Origin of the sequence: Bacillus cereus group sp. BfR-BA-01310, from assembly GCF_022664325.1 — a bacterium.
GTDB lineage: Bacteria > Bacillota > Bacilli > Bacillales > Bacillaceae_G > Bacillus_A > Bacillus_A paramycoides.
Map to the genome: position 1 here is coordinate 262265 of NZ_JAKUHD010000004.1, position 17990 is coordinate 280254.

A 17990-nucleotide genomic window follows, 5' to 3' on the forward strand; every position below is an offset into this window, starting at 1 on the left:
CTCATGCTCCTTTCTTCGCATATGCAACCGCACGTTCATATATCTTTCTTGCCATTACATTCGATTCATCATTTTCAAATTGACGATGATCATCATAAACATCTATCCAACCGTTATTAGCAAGGACAATCGTCCACTCATAGAACAGTTGCAATGAATCTTCTTCATCAAGTAACCAAGCGTGTAATTTTTGATTATGTTTCCACCCACAAAAATGATGAAATATCTTCATTAGCGTGATTTCCTCCGCACTTTCATCTTTCCAAGATTTAAACCAATCATAAATAGCTTGATAGTTTTGTTCGGCAGCTTGCATGACTTCCGTTGGAATTAAATTCTCTTTTTTTATCGCAACTTGATCATCATTTTTATCAAGATAGATATTTGCACCTGATTTCCAAATCGCACTTAAAATTAATAAAACCTGCAAATCTACCACCCCTGTTATCAAAAGTTACTTATAAGTGTTACTAAATAACACCGAAAATCCGCATGTGTTACTAAAAAGTAACACGGTTCATCCTTAGAGCCACAAAGGATTGAAGCACTTCTGTTACTTTTGTTACCTATTTTGAGCATTAAGCCCCCTAATAGAATACTTATATATATATTATTTTTTTGTTTATATATATTTTTAGTAACAAAAGTAACAAAAAGAGTATAAAAAGTACCTTGAGCCCTTATATACCAAGGGTTTTAAGTGATTTTAAATGTGTTACTTTTAGTAACACTTTCGCTATTTCCATCGTTTTTCAGTAACTTTTGCTGTGTAAAAGTATTTTTTCGCTCCACTAAAGTAACACCTTTGATGAAATACTTATTTCTGTTACCTCGTTCTCTCTTCAAACCTTGTGATTCTAAAATTCTATAAAACGCTCTATTTTTTAATTGGTGTTCACCATTTCTGAAACACCAATTGGAATAAACTTCATATAATTCTTTTGCTTCAATTTGAACATCTTCTCTTTTGAAACAACATTCAAACATAAAGGGACCAAGTATATCCATTTCTTCCTTGTAATCGCCTGTCGCTTTCATTACCGTCGCTGGATCATTCAGCCCCGACTTCTGCCACTTCAAGCAACCCTTAATCACCCAATTTAGAATACCTGGCATTTCTAGGCTTAGTTTCTCTGGTAACTTCTTATCACGTTTTTCTTTTGGTAACTGTAGATTGAATGGAACCAAGCGAATTCGTCTCCAAATTCCTTCATCTACACCTTTAATTACTGGCTTGTGGTTTGTCGTAAAGAACACCTTGAACTCTGGTATGAATTCGAAATACTCCTGTCGAAGGAATCGTGCAAGCACTGGCTCACCGCCTGTTATTTGCTTTACAAAAGCTTCCGAGAGTTGTTCACCCTCTTCACTCTCAATCGCAGATACAAAACGGGCTCCCACTAATCTAGCAATATCATTATTGGCTCCAGTTTCTTTCTTTTTGATAAAAGTGTCTGACTTAGCTTGTTTTCCATAGTCACCCATAATCTCTTTAATAATATTGATAAAGGTCGATTTTCCGTTGGAACCTCCACCAATTAGGAAAACCATTATTTGTTCCGTGATTTCTCCTGTTAGCGAGTAGCCGATTAACCGTTGCATGTACTCAACCAGTTCTTTGTCTCCTTGGAAAATTTGCTCTAAGAAATTAATCCATTCTGGACATTTTGCATTTTCATCAAACGTAATATTGGTTATTTTAGTTAAACCAAGTTCCCGATCATGTTGCTGCAGCTTTCCTGTTTTTAAATCAACAATGCCGTTCTCAACATTGAACAAATATTTATGCTTATCAAAGTCCTCACGTTCTCCTGGTACAAGTGGCATAAGGTCCTTAATGCTATTCATTCGGATATTTCTTCTTTCACACATCCGCGCCCATTTTACTTCAGCTTCATCTTCTGATTTATAAAGGCTTCTAAGCACCTTTGCCGTTATTCTTTCAATCTCTTTTTTCGTATCCAACTTCCATCGTTTACCGTCCCATATGTACCATCCGATATCACTAACAAATTTAATTACATGCCCATATTCATATGCGATGCGTTCCGCATTTCCTAGTTCAGTTAGACGGAATTTCTTTTTCGGCTTGTCCTCCACAACTTCAACAGCATCTTCATTAATGAAATCAAAAGAAAATTCTTCGAATTGTTGCTTATTATCTAAAATAGTTGTGGAAGTAGATGAAATGGCTGTTCCTATCGTTCTTTCTCCATATGTTTCATTTGTATCGCTAAAATGGATAACGTCCCATTTGTCACGAATTAAACTAGTCTCACGGAACATCGTATCCATTCGAGTTGCTGATTTACCTGTCCAGAAAGCTAAGTGGTTACATAAAGCAAGATCAGTTGCCGAATGATCATCATTTATTAAGCTGCCATTGTATAACGAACGAATTTCATCACCATTTTTACTTCTAAACATTCTTTCCCATAAAGCATCGTTTGAAATTTTGATTTCGTCTTTTTCAAATTCCGCTAGATTCACACGCCCCTGAATGTCGCTATCATCAAAATATTTTTCGAATACCTCAGCTAGTTCATCCGTGCGCTCATATACATCATTGGAATTTTCACGGTTTCCAGTGAAGGTAAAGAAACGACCGTATGAGTAAATTTCCAAACCATGCTTTGTATTTTTCCGTCCAGTACCTAAAACAGATTGTGGAAGGTTCCCTTTGATAATGATGTGAATGCCTTTTTCCGATGGTGAAAACTCTGTATAGCTATCTAATGTATCGATAATTTCTGTTGAGAAGGTATTTGTTTTCCCATCTACAACACACCTATCAATATCTATTCCGATGTAATTGTCTTGCCTACTAAATACAAATCCTATTCCGTCATAGTCACCTTCTAAATAGAATTTGACTGCTGTTGCAAACGTTGACCAAGTACGTCTGTTATTTGCTTGCGCCATTTCTCCATCTACTTGATACGGTACTTTTGTTGGTTTGCCGTTTCTTTTTTCCTTACGCCATAAAATCCATTGCGGAAGGGCTTTTAACTCTGTAGAAATTTCATTAAAATTGTATGGATTTTCTTTCATTGCGCCCTCCAATTAGCTTTTTAGGGTATAAAAAAGAGAAGTCGAAAAAACGACCTCTCTATTTAGTTCTTTAGAATGGTAAATCATCATCACCAACAGTAACCGGTGCACTTGTTTGCATTGGTGGGTTCACCTTTGATGCGCTATAACTTGATACTTTTGGGAATACACGCCCATCATCTTTTTTATCATGTGTGATATAGACATTTAAATGCTTATTGAAAACATCTTTCGCCATTTGTGCAGGACTTTGTGGACTGTAATTTTTAGGCATACCACAAGCTAATAAGAATGACTTTGCAATCCCCTTAGCTGTTGGATGTTCAAAAGTAAATGTTGTATATCTAACTTTTTGACCTTGATGATCTTGAGGAACATCTGAACGAATTTCAAAATCTATTGTTAATTTAGGTTTTCCTTTTTCCGTTAAACCATCGACCGCATTTAATACAACCACTTCATAATTTCCTACCTCAATTAATGAAAATCCTTTTACTTCTTCTACTTCATCCATTTTGAAAAATGACATATTAATCTCTCCCTGTTCTTTGTTTTATTTTAGTTTGTTGATGCCTTTATTAATTCTTCTTGTACGCAACCTTGACGGTCATCTAATTGATTCTTCGCATATGTGCTATTGGTCGCACTTAGTACAAAACCACGTTCACCATCGCTTTTAACCATTAAACGCCCTACAACATCACATAATCCAAGAACGTTGTTCATGATTTTTTTATTGATTTGTGGATAGCTACGGTTATATTGTTGACCGCTACTATCAATGTATAAATCATCTGTTTCCCAAGCGGTCCATATCAGATTTGCACCCAAATTCTTTAAATATCGCAAACTATTAACCACTCGGAATTGCATATATTGATAATCTCCTTGAGATGGAACGCCTTTGTTTTTCCCTTTACTTCCAAGATCAGATAATAAGCAGCGCTCTAATTCACTTATGTTGTCTACCACAATATTGTCGTAAACATTTTTATAATTCTTATCTAAATCAAGAATTAACTTTTCCCACGCTTCCCATGTATTCGTGTTTTCTACATACACTATGTCTATATTTTCTTGACCTCTTAGAACCTTTGATGTACGATCCACATCTAGTACAAGTGTCTTTCCAGGAAAGTATTTAATTGATGTTGTTTTTCCCATACCAGGAGGACCATAAATCAAATATGTTTTTTGTACATTTGTAATTTCACTCGCATTAGTTATTTGCATTGTTACACCTCCACACTATAAGAAATAGATTCAGGCTTAACCGTCACCCCTGGAACAATTTGTCCATCCTCATCCACAATTACTTTTTCACCGCTAATTTCTTCAATCTTGAATTTCTTCTTCAAATCACCCCATTTAACTTCTGTTTTTAAGCAATCATCAAGATGGTTTTCAATAGCATATTGAAGTACCTGGGCTTTATCTTTTTGCTCTGGCGCTTCACTACTCTTACGAGTTTTTGTTTTACCGTAAGGCGTACTAATAGTTTTCTGCTTTGGATTCGCTGCAAGTTGTTCCGCATGGTAACGTTGGATATGAGTTTCAAAGAATGAAATACTATTGTGGATGGGATTTAATTCTTTTTGCTCCCACTCAGTAATACGATCACGTTCAACATTTGCTAACGTTGTAACTTCCTTTTCTTGTGCTTTAAGAGCTGAAATTTTACGGAAAGCCCAATTCAATCCGTTCATATCCGTAATTTCAAATTGTTGCTCCGCTACTTGTAAATCATCAACTTCCGCTAGTTCAATTGCTTGTAATGAGTTCATTGATATTACCTCCAAATATATTTTTAATTGCTTCCTCAGTGTGGATAGAATAATAGGTTATTCCGTTTGTCTTGAAGTTAGCTCGAAAAGGATAATCAGAACAATCTCTTGTTACTACTTCTAAACTTCCTTTTTCGTTTAAAAGTTCTTCAAACAATTCATCGGTTACTTGCACTTCGTTTCCAAAGACATTCAAAATTCCATTATTTTTAGCCAAATTAATAGCTTGTACATATTCTGCAATTTCTTTAATATTCATTTCAGGCACCAACTACTTCATAATTAATGGTTTTTCTAATTGCCATACCACCAAATTGGAAAGCCAGTTCTTTTGCTGTATCGTAATCAAATTCCGTAGCATCATTTATATTTTTAGAGAAGTTTGTAATAAACAGGCCATTAGCAACAAACATTTTCCCCACCACTACCAGATATGAAGTCTTCACTTCAAATTGTTCATTCATTTAAAACGCTCCTTTACTCAATCGGATTTCATGCTATAATGACTGTGAATTTTGTTTTTCTAAATCACCTGTTGGCGCAGGTGTTTTTTTATTGAGCTTGAAAGCATGGTACTTCATATTTTTCGATTAAGTACATTTTCAAGTTATGCTCCAACACTGCATCTTGACCGAACATGTAGTAAGTATCATCTTTCCTAATCTCAATACCGTAAAAGTCTTCAATTTGATGATCCGCTACCTTAATCAATCAACTCACCTCCCTTCGAGTACGAACCTTACGGTTCATTTCCCTTAGCTGACACTTTGCTTCTAATTCAGTAATAAGTAACAACGCTGGACTCTTGCGCATTTCAGCACATTTCTTTACAACATCAGATGCTTTCATTAATTTACTTGCGGATAATACTCCGTTCATTTTTTTCACTCCCCTTTGATTTATAGAACAAACATTTATCGTCAAATTTCGCAAATATGATAAAAAAATTATTTACTTTCATTTTGCTTATTTCGTTGCTCTATTTTCCTTTGTAAAATGAGCTCCCGTGCAGCTGGTATTAACGGTGTTAAAAACTTCTTCCACTGTTCTTTTGTAGGTATTATTTTCACAACATTTCCTTTTTCATCACGAATGATTTGTCCCCCACTCATCCTCTATCACCTCAATGCATTTATATGTATGTGGGACAGTAGGACTATCCATTTAAAATACAACTTCATGAAACGATTTTTTTTAAAACGCTCGCTCTTTCCTTAACACGTTCTTTTACTTGTACGAATTTTTCGTACTTAGGTCCAAAAAATATATCCTCGTAAGGAATATCAAATAAGTACATATACTTTTTGATTAATTCATCTGGCATGTTAGTTGAATCCTGTTCATATAACCATAACGTTTTTGGGGATACTTCTAATATATCCGCAAGTTCTGCTTGATTGAACCCTGCACTTTCCCTAAGTTCATTCAATGTTCTTTTGAAATAATCCATTGTGCAACCCCCTTCCTTCGAGATTTATTGTATTACTAAATTTATGTAATTTCAATACAAAAGTACGAAAAAATCATACAAGACGTACACTTTACGAACAATTCGTAATATGATATATTAAAAACGTAGTCAATATAGGAGGTGACGTTATGACTGATTTACAAAAACAAACTATAGTAAGTAACATAAAAAAGTTTTTAAAAGAAAAGGATATGACTCAATCTGACTTAGCTAATCAAATCGGCATCGCAAGAAGTACATTAAGTGATTATATGAATTACAGGGCTAAACCAAGCTCAGGTGTTTTAGAGAAAATGGCTGCTGTATTCGGTGTAACAAAAGCTGATATTGATACAACTTATAGAAACGTTAAAGTTGAAGTCGTGAACGGAGAACTTCAATTTGTTAGTGACAAAGCATCTACCACGAATAAAAGACCAATAAAAAAACGTGAAATACCTGTAATCGGTAAAATAGCGGCTGGTACACCAATAGAAGCTGTACAAGATATAGTTGATAGAATTACTCCTCCATATCAAATAGGTAACATAGATGAAATGTTTGGACTCGTTGTTCATGGTGAATCCATGAATAAAATTGTTCCTAATGGTCATTACGCAGTAATAAAAAAACAACCTGGTGTAGAAAATGGAGAAATAGCGGCTGTAATTGTAAATGGACATTATGCAACTTTAAAAAAGGTTTATAAATTTACGGATTTAATGATTTTAGAACCTTGTTCACATGATGAAAGCTTTAAAGACCAACAATACTCACGAGATAACTGTGAAGATATAAAGATTATAGGAAAGTTTTTATATAGCGTAAGCCCAATAATTCAATAATTAGGCGGTGAAAAGGTGTATGTAGTCGGCAAATGTCGACTGAATGAAATATTAAGAGAAAAGAAATTAACTCAAGTAGAACTAGCAATGAAACTCGGCATGGCTAAACAACAAATACATTCTTACGCAAACAACGATAGGGTTATGTCTTATCAAACCGCTAAAAATATTGCGTCTCAACTTAATATAAATATGGAAGATCTATATGAATTCATTCAGTCTAAATAGCAGTGAGTTATTCTCACTGTAAGTAAGAGTCAACTACTTGTTTGACTACGACTCATAATTAGCCTTAATACAATCTGCATTTTCACATTGTATTCGTCTAATAAATAAAGACTATACATAAAATATAAATTAATTAAGAAGGGAGCTTAACTAATGAAATGTGTCATTTATAGACGTGTATCCACTGACATGCAAGTTGAAGAAGGTATTTCATTAGATATGCAAAAACTTCGTCTTGAACAATATGCCAAATCACAAGATTGGGTAGTTGTAGATGATTACTGTGATGAAGGGTACAGTGCAAAAAATACAGAACGCCCTGCTTTTCAACAAATGATAAAAGATATGAAGAAAAAACAATTCGATATTATTCTCGTTTACAGATTAGATCGCTTCACCCGTTCTGTTTCAGACTTACATTCCATTCTAAAAACAATGGACGAATATAACGTTAAATTTAAGAGTAGTACAGAAATATTTGATACAACAACTGCTACCGGAAGAATGTTTATCACATTAGTTGCGACACTCGCACAATGGGAGCGAGAAACAACAGCAGAGCGTGTACGAGACTCCATGCAAAAAAAAGCTGAATTGGGTCTTAGAAATGGGGCTAAATCACCTATGGGGTATGACCAAAAGAAAGGTAACTTGTATATAAATCATGCCGAAGCTGAAATTGTAAAATTCATATTCGAGACGTATAAAATAAAAGGCGTAACGAGTATTGTAAAATCATTAAACAGTCGTGGAATAAAGACCAAACAAGGGAAGATATTTAATTATGATGCTGTACGTTATATTATAAACAACCCTATTTACATTGGTAAAATTCGCTGGGGAGATGATATCTTAACAGATATCGCTCAGAAGGACTTTGAAACATTTATTGATAAAAACACATGGTATACCATTCAACAAATCCAAAATAGTAGAAAGATAGGAAAAGTTAGATTGCAAAATTTTTTCGTATTTTCCAATGTTTTAAGATGCGCAAGATGTGGGAAACACTTTTTGGGACATAAACAGGTAAGGGCTCATAATAGAATCGTAATGTCTTATCGATGTAGTTCACGACAACATAAAGGAATGTGTGACATGCCTCAAATTTCAGAGGATGTAATTGAAAGAGAATTTTTAAGTTTATTAGAAGATGTAATTATCGATCTTGATGACACTGTAGATCAACCTGTAGAACTAAGTAATTTACAAGAACAATATAATAGAATTCAAGATAAAAAGTCACGTCTAAAGTTTTTATTCATAGAAGGTGACATTTCCCAAAATGAATATAAAAAAGAAATGGCTGTAATTATACAAGAAGAAACCACAATCCAAAAACAACTTGCTAATACAGAAGACACCGTTTCTTCCGTTGAAATAAAAGAATTATTAAGTCGATTAAAGGATGAATGGTTCCATTTAAACAATGAGTCTAAGAAAGCTGCAGTAAATTCATTTGTATCGTCTATATCTGTCGAGGTAATAAAACCAGCGAGAACAGGGAAAAACCCTATTGCACCTGTAATAGAGATTAAGGACTTACAATGGAAATATTAAACCCAGGTCAACTATACTTTTTTAATGTAGTTACATTGGGTTTAATTGACCGAACCAAGGCGTTTGAAATGCACTTCCGCCAGACTCGATCAATCCACTCAGCTGCTCTTTATCGAACAGTTCATGTAAAATTGATCCTTTATCCGTTAATAACTCTTGGAGCCATACTGTTACTGCTTTCGTATAGTGCGGATTATGCGTTTTCGGATACGGGCTTTTCTTTCTATACAATATATCATTTGGAAGTAATCCCTCTAACGCTTTACGCAATAGACCTTTTTCGCGGTTTTTATACATTTTCATTTCCCAAGGAATATTCCAAGCATATTCGACAAGTCGGTGGTCCGCAAACGGAACGCGTACTTCTAAGCTTGCCCCCATACTCATACGGTCTTTTCTGTCTAATAGTGTTGTCATAAACCAAACCATGTTTAAATAAAATAACTGTCGTCTCTTCGCTTCTAGCGCACTTTCCCCTTCTAAAATCGGTACTTCTTGAATGGATTCTTCATAGCGACGCTGTACATATTGTTGCAAATTTAGTTTACTTCTCCACTCCTTCTTTAGAAGTTGTTCACGCGCTTCTGTAGAGCGCATCCATGGGAATGCACTTGACTGTAAATCATCTTCTCTATAAAACCATGGATAACCACCGAATATTTCATCTGCACATTCTCCGGATAAACCAACGACAAAATCTTGTTTTATTTCACGGCAAAACCATAATAATGAAGAATCAATATCTGCCATACCAGGCAAATCGCGAACGAGCACTGCTTCTGTTAAATACTGTGCTAGTTGTTCATTTGAAATGACGCAACGATGATGGGTCGTTCGAAACGTTTCCGTCATTAAATTGATAAAAGGTGCGTCTGAATTTGGCTGAAATGCATTCGCCTTAAAATATTTTTCGTTATCTTCATAGTCAATAGAATACGTGTGCAATTGCCCTTTCCCTGATCTTTCATATTCATTTGCGGCAATTGCTGTTATAGCACTTGAATCTACACCACCTGATAAAAATGTACATAGCGGTACGTCAGAAACTAATTGTCTCGTAATCGCATCCTGTAATAAAAAACGTGTTTTCTCTACTGTTTCTTCAAATGAATCTTCATGTTTTTTACTTTCCACATTCCAATATCTCCATATACATAAACCGTCTTTTGAGAACGTCATTGCATGGCCCGGGCGCAGTTCTTGAATACCAGCATATATACCGTGACCAGGAGTTCGAGATGGCCCTAAACCGAATATTTCTGACAACCCTTCTAACGTTACTTCAGTCTTTACATCTGGATGTGCCAATATCGCTTTTAACTCTGAACCAAATAATAATCGGCCGCTATCATATTTATAAAATAGTGGCTTTACACCTAATCGATCTCTGGCAATAAAGACTCTTTCATTTTTCTCATCCCATACTGCAAACGCATATATACCGTTTAAATGATCGACACATTCTTCCTTCCATTCAATATAAGATGCCAATAGTACTTCTGTATCAGAATGCCCTTTAAATGTATAACCTCTTCTTAATAACTCTTTCCGAATATCTTCTGTATTATAGAGCTCTCCGTTATAGCAAATCGCATAACTCGTTTCGTCTTTTAAACAAGTCATTGGCTGTTTACCACCTTCAGGATCTACAACGATTAACCGCTTATGCCCAAATGCGACGTTCCCTTTAATCCAAACTTTGTTATCATCTGGTCCACGTTTCGCTAGCGTTTCCGCCATCTTCGTCACGACGTCCCTTTCCCCTTCTAATGAGCGTTTATAATCCACCCATCCTGTAATCCCGCACATAAGAATCATCCTTCCTAATCTAATATCAGTTTCTGAACGTGCAGTAATCCCCACCCTATGAGTGCGGATACATAAAAACAACAAACTTGACGATAACTAACTATCCATATATGGAATAGCAGTTTCACTGTGTGTAGCGTGTTTTATTGTATGCCCATCTATCTTTAGGTGTGTCTAGTTATAAAGAACGTACGAACTGTCCATAACAAGAATAACTACTTCTATAAAAGGAGAAATGAACTATGGCACAACGTAAACATATTTTGTATAACCAACCGCGCGCCCATACAATCGGTAATGTGGAATATATAAACAATGAATGGGTATTCTTTGATGATGAAAATGATGAAGCTTTTTTATTAGAAGATATCGCCGATGATGGTTTTGAAATTTTATATAACAACAATTGGCTACCAGCGCGTTTTTATGAACAAAACATATTACAAATTGCAAATGAACAACACCCTCTTCAAAACGGGGAAATGATACGAATTCGAAAAAAATTACTTCTTAGCTATAATGAATGGCTTGAGGAGTTACCCGACTCTGTCTTTACATTGTTAACCGACTCATTGCAATCGCTTAATTACTCTTTATATGATTGCATGTATTGTCATAATTATTTATCATTCTTACCGAAAGATGGACCGTGCGAAGGAGTAAATATTCTTTTGTTCGATAACGAAGAAATGATTTGTACATTGCAACATCATTTCGTGCGCTACTCTTCCTCTAATAAAAATATTTTAAGATTTACGAAAGTAAGCGGAGAAGAGCTACATATCGATGCAACATAAAATAAAAAACCACCTTATCTCCCAAATATTTGAGATCATAAGGTGGTTTTATTTTCTTTATTAGAATACTTGCCAGCCCAATGGTAATTTCAGTCCAAGATAAAATACCGCTACTAGTGCGATAATAAATAAGCCCCAAAACGCCCCTGTCGGTTTGTTTTTGCTCATTTTTACAAGAACCATTTCCATTCCACCGATAACTAAAATACCAGCTACCATTTTTAAGCCATACCACATGTGCATGCTACCTGTTGCTGTCTTCACAATGCTCATATATAACATAAAACCTGTCACAATAATGATAATGTACATAAGACGAAGTCCCATATGTACACCTTTACCTTTTCTTCCTGCCGAATAAAGTGAATACGCCACGAAGAATAAAATTAACCCTAACGCCCATGCTGTAATATGCATATGTATCATCGTATCCCTACCTCCTCTTTTCACACTTTTTCACTCTATATGATAACATGTTCATTTATTTTCAGGAAATGTTTCGCTTTTTTATATTTAAATGCTATAATATTTAGAGTATTTACAAACTTCTTGTAATAACAAAAGGGGGAACAATCATGATTCAAACTAAGGATATTATCGAACTTACAGACACATACGGAGCAAATAACTATCATCCACTTCCAATCGTTATTTCTAAAGCAGAAGGTGTTTGGGTAGAAGATCCTGAAGGAAACCGCTATATGGACTTACTAAGTGCATATTCTGCAGTTAACCAAGGTCATCGTCATCCAAAAATTATCAACGCTTTAATCGATCAAGCAAATCGCGTTACGTTAACTTCTCGTGCTTTCCATAGCGATCAATTAGGTCCTTGGTACGAAAAAGTTGCGAAACTAACTAATAAAAATATGGTACTTCCTATGAATACAGGTGCAGAAGCTGTTGAAACTGCAATTAAAACAGCTCGTCGCTGGGCTTACGATGTGAAAAAAGTAGAAGCAAACCGTGCAGAAATCATCGTTTGTGAAGATAACTTCCACGGACGTACGATGGGTGCTGTTTCTATGTCATCAAACGAAGAGTACAAGCGTGGCTTCGGTCCAATGCTTCCTGGCATTATTGTAATTCCTTACGGTGATTTAGAAGCGTTAAAAGCTGCGATTACACCAAATACAGCTGCATTCATTTTAGAGCCAATCCAAGGTGAAGCAGGAATTAACATTCCACCAGCTGGTTTCTTAAAAGAAGCTTTTGAAGTATGTAAAAAAGAAAACGTTTTATTCGTAGCAGATGAAATCCAAACAGGCTTAGGCCGTACTGGTAAAGTATTTGCTTGCGACTGGGACAATGTAACTCCTGACATGTACATACTTGGTAAAGCACTTGGCGGCGGTGTGTTCCCAATCTCTTGTGTTGCAGCAAACCGCGACATTTTAGGCGTATTCGAGCCAGGTTCTCACGGTTCTACATTCGGTGGTAACCCACTTGCATGTGCTGTTTCTATCGCAGCTCTTGAAGTATTAGAAGAAGAAAAATTAACAGAGCGTTCTCTTCAATTAGGAGAAAAATTAGTTGGGCAATTAAAAGAAATTGATAACCCAATGATTACTGAAGTTCGCGGTAAAGGTTTATTCATCGGTATCGAATTAAACGAGCCAGCTCGTCCTTACTGTGAACAACTAAAAGCAGCTGGTCTATTATGTAAAGAAACACATGAAAACGTAATTCGTATCGCACCACCTCTAGTAATCTCTGAAGAAGATTTAGAGTGGGCATTCCAAAAAATTAAAGCTGTATTATCTTAATAATAGCGAGGCTGTCCTATATTTTAGGACAGCCTCTTTCCTTTTTCAATAATTTAAAGTAAAATAAAATCGAATATTCTGTTTTTTTACCAAGAGGAGGACAACTGTATGCTGTTGAAATATGGTAAACACATTAACCATTTAGCTACAATTTTTATTTCTATTACATTCATCGGCTTCATATTATCCACAACGTTACTCAGTCACTATTCAACTCCTCATACATTCACACTACTTAAAGCGCCATTTTGGACTGCTGTTTTTCTTACAATTATCGGTTTTGGTCGCGAAAGAAGCGCACTTGCGGTAATGCTAATTGGGATTTGTACTTTAGCACTAATCGGATTGTATATTTTCGCTATTTTAGATTATTCCAATAATCCACGCCCATAATAAAGAGCTATCTTTTCACAAGATAGCTCTTTTCTTCACTTCACTATATTTCTCAGCGTACCAATTCCTTCTATCGTAATAACAACTTCATCACCAGCATGCAAAAACTTCGGTGGCGTAAAACCTTTCCCAACACCGGCTGGTGTCCCCGTCGCAATGACATCGCCTGGCTCTAATGTCATGCCTTTACTTATAGTTGAAATAATTTCTTCTACTGAAAAAATCATTTCTTTCGTATTTGAAGTTTGTCTTACCTCTCCGTTTACTACTGTTTCAATGTGTAATGCATTCGGCGTTTCAATTAATGATTTATGGACTAAATACGGTCCCATCGGACAAAATGTATCGAAACTTTTCCCTAGGAAAAATTGTTTATGTTTCCTTTGAATATCCCGAGCAGTTACATCATTTATAACCGTATATCCAAAAACGTGGTCAAGAGCCTTTTCTTTTTTAATTTGTTTTCCTCGCTTACCAATAATGATCGCTAGTTCTCCTTCGTAATCTAGTTCATTCGTTGCATGAGGATGACCATTAATTTGCTCATCAATTCCAATAACTGTTGTTGGCGCTTTCGTAAAGATCATTATATTTTCTGGGATAGACTCTACTCCACCCATTTCTACCGCATGCTCACGATAGTTTTTTCCAACACACAAAATATTCTTTCTCGGCCTTGGAATCGGCGCTAAAATTTTCACCTCTGTTAACGGATAATACGCCGCTCCCGCATTTTTCTTCGCCCACTTTACAATATCACACACTTTCTCAAGACATTCGCTTCCTCTTTCAATGCATTCTAACATTGTAATCGGAATGGTAACCTTTTCACCCTTTTGTCTTTGCGCTTCTCTTAAATGTAATACTCTTTCTTCCTCTTCATCCACAATACCAACAAATACCTTTTCTTCCTTCTTCGCCGTTACAAAACGCAATATTTCCACTCTCCATCCTAAAACTCATACCCTTTAATTGTATTCGCATCCTTAAGAAAAAAACCTTCTCATACACGCTAATTTTTACAATATTCCTCTCTTCTTATATTCGTTCCTCATCCGTGATTTGACATAAAATGTAGAAATTATACTTTTTTTAGCGAAGATGTTTCTTTTTTATGGAATTTTTGTATAATATGTACTACATATATACTTAAAATCTATTGAGAGATGGAGCCGATTTCAATGTTTGAGCAAGCAATCGAAAAAAAACGCGAAAAAATGATCTATTTTGCTGAACGCTACGGAATGACTTCTCAAAAAACAGTGGATTGTAGCCAGGAACTGGACAGGCTCTTAAATGTTATTTGGCATACACATACGGATTACGTGTACACTCAAACGCTCGAAACACATACGTAATAACGTGTGTGTTTCTTTTATTTCAAAAAAGTACACATTTTATTGAAAACGCCCATACAATAGTAGAAAAGAAAATTTTAAAAATGAAAGGTGTTTTGTATGCCAGCTATGGTCGGACATATTCGTATCGTTAATATTGGATCAAGTGGTATTTTTCATATTGGAGATGTATTTGCGATTAGACCTATTAGTTATTCACGTGCTTTTGCCGGAGCCGGCTCCTTTAATGTTGGTGATAATATTTCTGTCTACAATTATCAAAGTTCAACGACTGTAAATGATTCAGATGTAATCGATCAAGCAATAATCGGTTCTACCTAAAGGAGGCGATTACATTGAATTTCTATGTAAACCAAAGTATCATCATTAATAGTATTAAAATCGATAGCATTACGACATCTTCTGTTTTCCAAATCGGAACTGCAGGTAGTATTAAGGCTCTTTCTAAATTCTCAAATACCGGCGGGTTTACAGCACCTCTTCGCCCTTTAAATGCAAAAGGACAAATTATTTCCCTTAAGCCTTTCACTAGTTCTTCTTAGGCCATCCTTATCATAAATATATAGTAGTAATATACCCTCCCTATTGAAAAGGAGGTTTCACAAAATGAATCAAGATATATATACTTATTTACACCAACTTCAGCAAGCTCTCCAAATGCAGCAAGAAACCATTCTCAATCTTGAAAATCAAGTTCGCCTATTACAAGAAGAGCTTAATGAATTAAAAAGTCGCCCCTCCTCTTCTATAGGAAAAGTGGAATATAAATTCGATCAATTAAAAGTAGAAAACTTAAATGGTACTTTAAATATTGGCTTGAATCCATTTGCGAAAAAAGGGCAGCAAATTGAAGATTTTGAAGTGGATACAGAAACGCTGAAAGTAAATCCTGAAACAGAAACAAATCCAGACTTTTATCAAGGGATCCTTCAAGAAATGCATCGCTACTTAGATGAAGAAGCATATAATCGAATTCTCCATTTTGAACACGAAGAGCGAACACCGCTTGATGAGATGTATCGACAAATGATGATTGATGACATAAAAAAACAGATGGAACATAGACTCCCTTATTATTTATCACAAGTTCAGTCATATGAAGGTATTTCAACAGATCCAGAGTATTTGCGCGAAGTCATTATTCAAGCGATGAAACAAGATATTGACAAAGCCTTCCTATCTTTTATTCAACACATACCGGGCAATTTCCGAAAGGAGTGAGTATGGATGAATTTAAATGTTGTAAACCGTGAGTTAAAAGTAGGGCAAATTAAAATGAACGGGGTTTCTTCTTCCGCATTATTTTTAATTGGAGATGCAAACCTTCTCATCCTTACTTCTATTCTTGATACGCCATTCGAATCCGTTACAGAGGGACCGTTTGTACCATTAATATCAGCTGTCCCTGCGACTCGAGGTTGAGGAGACTCAAAATTATGTTACATCATGTTCCAGTTGTCCAAAATGTTTCTATTATTTCTTTGGGGATTGCTGCAGTATTTCAAGTTGGTGATGCAAATCAAATGGAATTAAAAAGCAGGGCGCTTTTGGTTCATCGGGAAATTCCTTATTATTTAAAAGGAGAAGGTCATTTTGATGCTTTTGAAGTTTTCACAGATGAATACATTACTATGCCAAAGCGAACAACAGATGTAAAAGTAAATATTATAAATGAACGTCCTTTTATTGAAGTAAACAACGTTGAAGTGCGAACACTTTTAACTTCTGGTTGCTTTCAAATTGGAAATGTTGATTATGCTTTTAATAACTCTCGGATTATGCAAATCCGCCAATACATTACTGATGAACCTTCTTCTAAATAATTCATATAGTAATTAAAAAGCTTAGTGAAGTAGGTGAATGGTATGCCTTCAGTTGTGGGGAATCTCGTCGTTCAAAATAGTAATGGCTCTTTCAATTTAGGGGATTTTTATAACGTATCTCCGAAAGAAAATACGAAAGCTTATAACGGTTCTGGGGCTTCCAATGTTGGATTTGTCGTTAATACTTTTAGCGGCGTTAGTGCAACAAATACATTTGATTCGGACGTTGCAGACCAAGATCAAATTGCAACAGCGTAATAAAAGAGGTGTCCCCTACTAGGTGACACCTCTTTTTCACGTGACATAGTAACCGATATTTGTTTTAATAAAGCATTCGCCCTTCTTGGTATACCTTATCATAATCTATATTTTGAACATCCTTATGGAACAATTCTTCTCTAACATTATCAAATAGCTCCTTACGTATGTTAGGAAATTCACTTTCCCATCGTTCTCTTTCATCCAAGTCCATCAGTGATTTAACAATAGCAAGATAAGTATTCGGAAATTGCCTCTTAACCTTAGCTGCATATTTTAAAAACTCTGTTAAGTACATATCAAAGTGATGACAATCATAATCCTGAGTACCTGTATAAAATGGAAATCCACTTTCATCTTCCCACTCCCTGAGAAGTCCCCAAAATGCTACCAATGAACCTGATCGATATCTCAATTTATTATCATTAAAATGTTCATAATACGGATACAATAATTTACCGCACCAATCGAGATCGATTATACCATCCATCTCTTTTATTTCATTACGCAATACATTTAATTTTTCATGAATAGGTTCTACATTCATGTCTTTTCTTTTAAAACTATTCATCACATCACCTTTTATTTAAATGATAATCCGCTCTCCTCCAAAACATCTCTAAGCTTCGGCAAAGACGCAGGTCCCATACCGTGCAGTTTCAAAATTTCTTTTTCACTATACTTTGAAAGTTCTTCTACAGTCGTTATCCCATGGTGCTCTAACGCTCGCCTTGCTGGTGCTGAAAGAAGAGAGAGAAAGCCTTCTTTCGGCTTCCTCTCTTTCTCACAAGTCGGGCAAGTTGGACAATCGCTACTTTTATAGTACTCGTGTCCTTGATCACAAGTTCTTAACGTTGCCATACTCCAT

At 35.5% G+C, this 17990-nt stretch carries 29 protein-coding genes; 13 read left to right on the forward strand and 16 right to left on the reverse strand.

Annotated elements, in window-relative coordinates; genetic code table 11:
• Position 1: 1 nt before the first annotated feature.
• From MR109_RS11810 to MR109_RS11860, 11 genes are all read right to left on the reverse strand, one after another.
• The gene (locus tag MR109_RS11810; RefSeq protein ID WP_242272170.1) at positions 2-430 is read right to left on the reverse strand and encodes a hypothetical protein; all 429 of its coding nucleotides are present in this window, start codon (positions 428-430) and stop codon (positions 2-4) included.
• Between the two features lie 266 nt (positions 431-696).
• Positions 697-3051, reverse strand: a complete 2355-nt coding sequence (locus MR109_RS11815; protein ID WP_242272171.1) for a phage/plasmid primase, P4 family — start codon at positions 3049-3051, stop codon at positions 697-699.
• Positions 3052-3121: 70 nt separating this feature from the next.
• The gene (locus MR109_RS11820) at positions 3122-3580 is read right to left on the reverse strand and encodes a DUF669 domain-containing protein (RefSeq protein ID WP_242272172.1); all 459 of its coding nucleotides are present in this window, start codon (positions 3578-3580) and stop codon (positions 3122-3124) included.
• 29 nt (positions 3581-3609) lie between these two features.
• Positions 3610-4284 carry an AAA family ATPase gene (locus MR109_RS11825; protein WP_242272173.1) on the reverse strand — a complete coding sequence of 225 codons (675 nt, stop codon included), beginning with the start codon at positions 4282-4284 and terminating at the stop codon, positions 3610-3612.
• A gap of 2 nt (positions 4285-4286) precedes the next feature.
• A complete protein-coding gene (locus MR109_RS11830) occupies positions 4287-4835 on the reverse strand; it encodes a host-nuclease inhibitor Gam family protein (RefSeq protein ID WP_242272174.1) in 549 nt (182 codons plus the stop codon).
• Positions 4813-5094: a hypothetical protein gene (locus MR109_RS11835; RefSeq protein ID WP_242272176.1), complete on the reverse strand. Its 282-nt coding sequence runs from the start codon at positions 5092-5094 to the stop codon at positions 4813-4815. The genes MR109_RS11830 and MR109_RS11835 overlap by 23 nt, the downstream gene beginning before the upstream one ends.
• A gap of 1 nt (position 5095) precedes the next feature.
• A complete protein-coding gene (locus tag MR109_RS11840) occupies positions 5096-5299 on the reverse strand; it encodes a hypothetical protein (protein ID WP_242272177.1) in 204 nt (67 codons plus the stop codon).
• Positions 5300-5387: 88 nt separating this feature from the next.
• Positions 5388-5546: a YqaI family protein gene (locus MR109_RS11845; protein ID WP_374202574.1), complete on the reverse strand. Its 159-nt coding sequence runs from the start codon at positions 5544-5546 to the stop codon at positions 5388-5390.
• Positions 5547-5714 carry a hypothetical protein gene (locus tag MR109_RS11850; RefSeq protein WP_242272178.1) on the reverse strand — a complete coding sequence of 56 codons (168 nt, stop codon included), beginning with the start codon at positions 5712-5714 and terminating at the stop codon, positions 5547-5549. It lies immediately after the preceding gene.
• Between the two features lie 68 nt (positions 5715-5782).
• On the reverse strand, positions 5783-5947 hold the full coding sequence (locus MR109_RS11855; protein ID WP_176535355.1) for a hypothetical protein: 165 nt from the start codon (positions 5945-5947) through the stop codon (positions 5783-5785).
• Between the two features lie 65 nt (positions 5948-6012).
• Positions 6013-6285 carry a helix-turn-helix transcriptional regulator gene (locus MR109_RS11860; RefSeq protein WP_242272179.1) on the reverse strand — a complete coding sequence of 91 codons (273 nt, stop codon included), beginning with the start codon at positions 6283-6285 and terminating at the stop codon, positions 6013-6015.
• Between the two features lie 149 nt (positions 6286-6434).
• Between MR109_RS11860 and MR109_RS11865 the strand changes: the two genes are divergently transcribed.
• The 3 genes from MR109_RS11865 to MR109_RS11875 all read left to right on the forward strand — a co-directional run bounded on the left by MR109_RS11865 (position 6435) and on the right by MR109_RS11875 (position 8918).
• Positions 6435-7130: a LexA family protein gene (locus tag MR109_RS11865; protein WP_242272180.1), complete on the forward strand. Its 696-nt coding sequence runs from the start codon at positions 6435-6437 to the stop codon at positions 7128-7130.
• Positions 7131-7145: 15 nt separating this feature from the next.
• A complete protein-coding gene (locus tag MR109_RS11870) occupies positions 7146-7358 on the forward strand; it encodes a helix-turn-helix domain-containing protein (RefSeq protein ID WP_242272181.1) in 213 nt (70 codons plus the stop codon).
• 153 nt (positions 7359-7511) lie between these two features.
• Positions 7512-8918: a recombinase family protein gene (locus MR109_RS11875; protein ID WP_242272183.1), complete on the forward strand. Its 1407-nt coding sequence runs from the start codon at positions 7512-7514 to the stop codon at positions 8916-8918.
• Positions 8919-8948: 30 nt separating this feature from the next.
• On the opposite strand, the gene asnB is transcribed toward MR109_RS11875, so the two are convergent.
• A complete protein-coding gene (gene asnB / locus MR109_RS11880) occupies positions 8949-10727 on the reverse strand; it encodes an asparagine synthase (glutamine-hydrolyzing) (protein ID WP_242272184.1) in 1779 nt (592 codons plus the stop codon).
• 242 nt (positions 10728-10969) lie between these two features.
• Between asnB and MR109_RS11885 the strand changes: the two genes are divergently transcribed.
• A complete protein-coding gene (locus MR109_RS11885; protein ID WP_002170797.1) occupies positions 10970-11524 on the forward strand; it encodes a DUF2777 domain-containing protein in 555 nt (184 codons plus the stop codon).
• A 60-nt stretch (positions 11525-11584) separates the two neighbouring features.
• On the opposite strand, the gene MR109_RS11890 is transcribed toward MR109_RS11885, so the two are convergent.
• Positions 11585-11950 carry a YisL family protein gene (locus tag MR109_RS11890; RefSeq protein ID WP_178940569.1) on the reverse strand — a complete coding sequence of 122 codons (366 nt, stop codon included), beginning with the start codon at positions 11948-11950 and terminating at the stop codon, positions 11585-11587.
• Positions 11951-12099: 149 nt separating this feature from the next.
• On the opposite strand from MR109_RS11890, the gene rocD reads away from it, so the two are divergent.
• Both rocD and MR109_RS11900 read left to right on the forward strand, forming a co-directional pair.
• Positions 12100-13290, forward strand: coding sequence for an ornithine aminotransferase (rocD, locus tag MR109_RS11895; protein WP_071717650.1), 1191 nt, complete (start codon positions 12100-12102; stop codon positions 13288-13290).
• A 108-nt stretch (positions 13291-13398) separates the two neighbouring features.
• On the forward strand, positions 13399-13683 hold the full coding sequence (locus tag MR109_RS11900) for a hypothetical protein (RefSeq protein ID WP_242272185.1): 285 nt from the start codon (positions 13399-13401) through the stop codon (positions 13681-13683).
• Between the two features lie 35 nt (positions 13684-13718).
• Here MR109_RS11900 and MR109_RS11905 read toward each other — a convergent pair whose 3' ends face one another.
• On the reverse strand, positions 13719-14618 hold the full coding sequence (locus MR109_RS11905) for a fumarylacetoacetate hydrolase family protein (RefSeq protein WP_002170793.1): 900 nt from the start codon (positions 14616-14618) through the stop codon (positions 13719-13721).
• A 246-nt stretch (positions 14619-14864) separates the two neighbouring features.
• On the opposite strand from MR109_RS11905, the gene MR109_RS11910 reads away from it, so the two are divergent.
• From MR109_RS11910 to gerPF, 7 genes are all read left to right on the forward strand, one after another.
• The gene (locus tag MR109_RS11910; RefSeq protein WP_242272186.1) at positions 14865-15041 is read left to right on the forward strand and encodes an aspartyl-phosphate phosphatase Spo0E family protein; all 177 of its coding nucleotides are present in this window, start codon (positions 14865-14867) and stop codon (positions 15039-15041) included.
• A 99-nt stretch (positions 15042-15140) separates the two neighbouring features.
• A complete protein-coding gene (gerPA, locus tag MR109_RS11915; RefSeq protein ID WP_002170791.1) occupies positions 15141-15362 on the forward strand; it encodes a spore germination protein GerPA in 222 nt (73 codons plus the stop codon).
• A 14-nt stretch (positions 15363-15376) separates the two neighbouring features.
• On the forward strand, positions 15377-15583 hold the full coding sequence (gene gerPB, locus MR109_RS11920; protein ID WP_025150339.1) for a spore germination protein GerPB: 207 nt from the start codon (positions 15377-15379) through the stop codon (positions 15581-15583).
• A 64-nt stretch (positions 15584-15647) separates the two neighbouring features.
• Complete coding sequence (gene gerPC, locus MR109_RS11925; RefSeq protein WP_048369736.1) at positions 15648-16262, forward strand: spore germination protein GerPC; 615 nt, start codon at positions 15648-15650, stop codon at positions 16260-16262.
• Positions 16263-16268: 6 nt separating this feature from the next.
• A complete protein-coding gene (locus MR109_RS11930; protein WP_098304579.1) occupies positions 16269-16463 on the forward strand; it encodes a spore gernimation protein GerPD in 195 nt (64 codons plus the stop codon).
• A 14-nt stretch (positions 16464-16477) separates the two neighbouring features.
• Complete coding sequence (locus MR109_RS11935; protein WP_071717655.1) at positions 16478-16864, forward strand: spore germination protein GerPE; 387 nt, start codon at positions 16478-16480, stop codon at positions 16862-16864.
• A gap of 42 nt (positions 16865-16906) precedes the next feature.
• On the forward strand, positions 16907-17122 hold the full coding sequence (gerPF, locus tag MR109_RS11940) for a spore germination protein GerPF (RefSeq protein WP_002170786.1): 216 nt from the start codon (positions 16907-16909) through the stop codon (positions 17120-17122).
• Positions 17123-17186: 64 nt separating this feature from the next.
• Here the strand turns inward: gerPF and MR109_RS11945 are convergent, their stop codons facing one another.
• Together MR109_RS11945 and MR109_RS11950 are read right to left on the reverse strand one after the other, a co-directional pair.
• The gene (locus MR109_RS11945; protein WP_242272187.1) at positions 17187-17693 is read right to left on the reverse strand and encodes a hypothetical protein; all 507 of its coding nucleotides are present in this window, start codon (positions 17691-17693) and stop codon (positions 17187-17189) included.
• Between the two features lie 11 nt (positions 17694-17704).
• Entirely contained in the window at positions 17705-17983 is a 279-nt protein-coding gene (locus tag MR109_RS11950) for an RNA polymerase alpha subunit C-terminal domain-containing protein (protein ID WP_025150334.1), read from the reverse strand.
• Between the last annotated feature and the right edge of the window lie 7 nt (positions 17984-17990).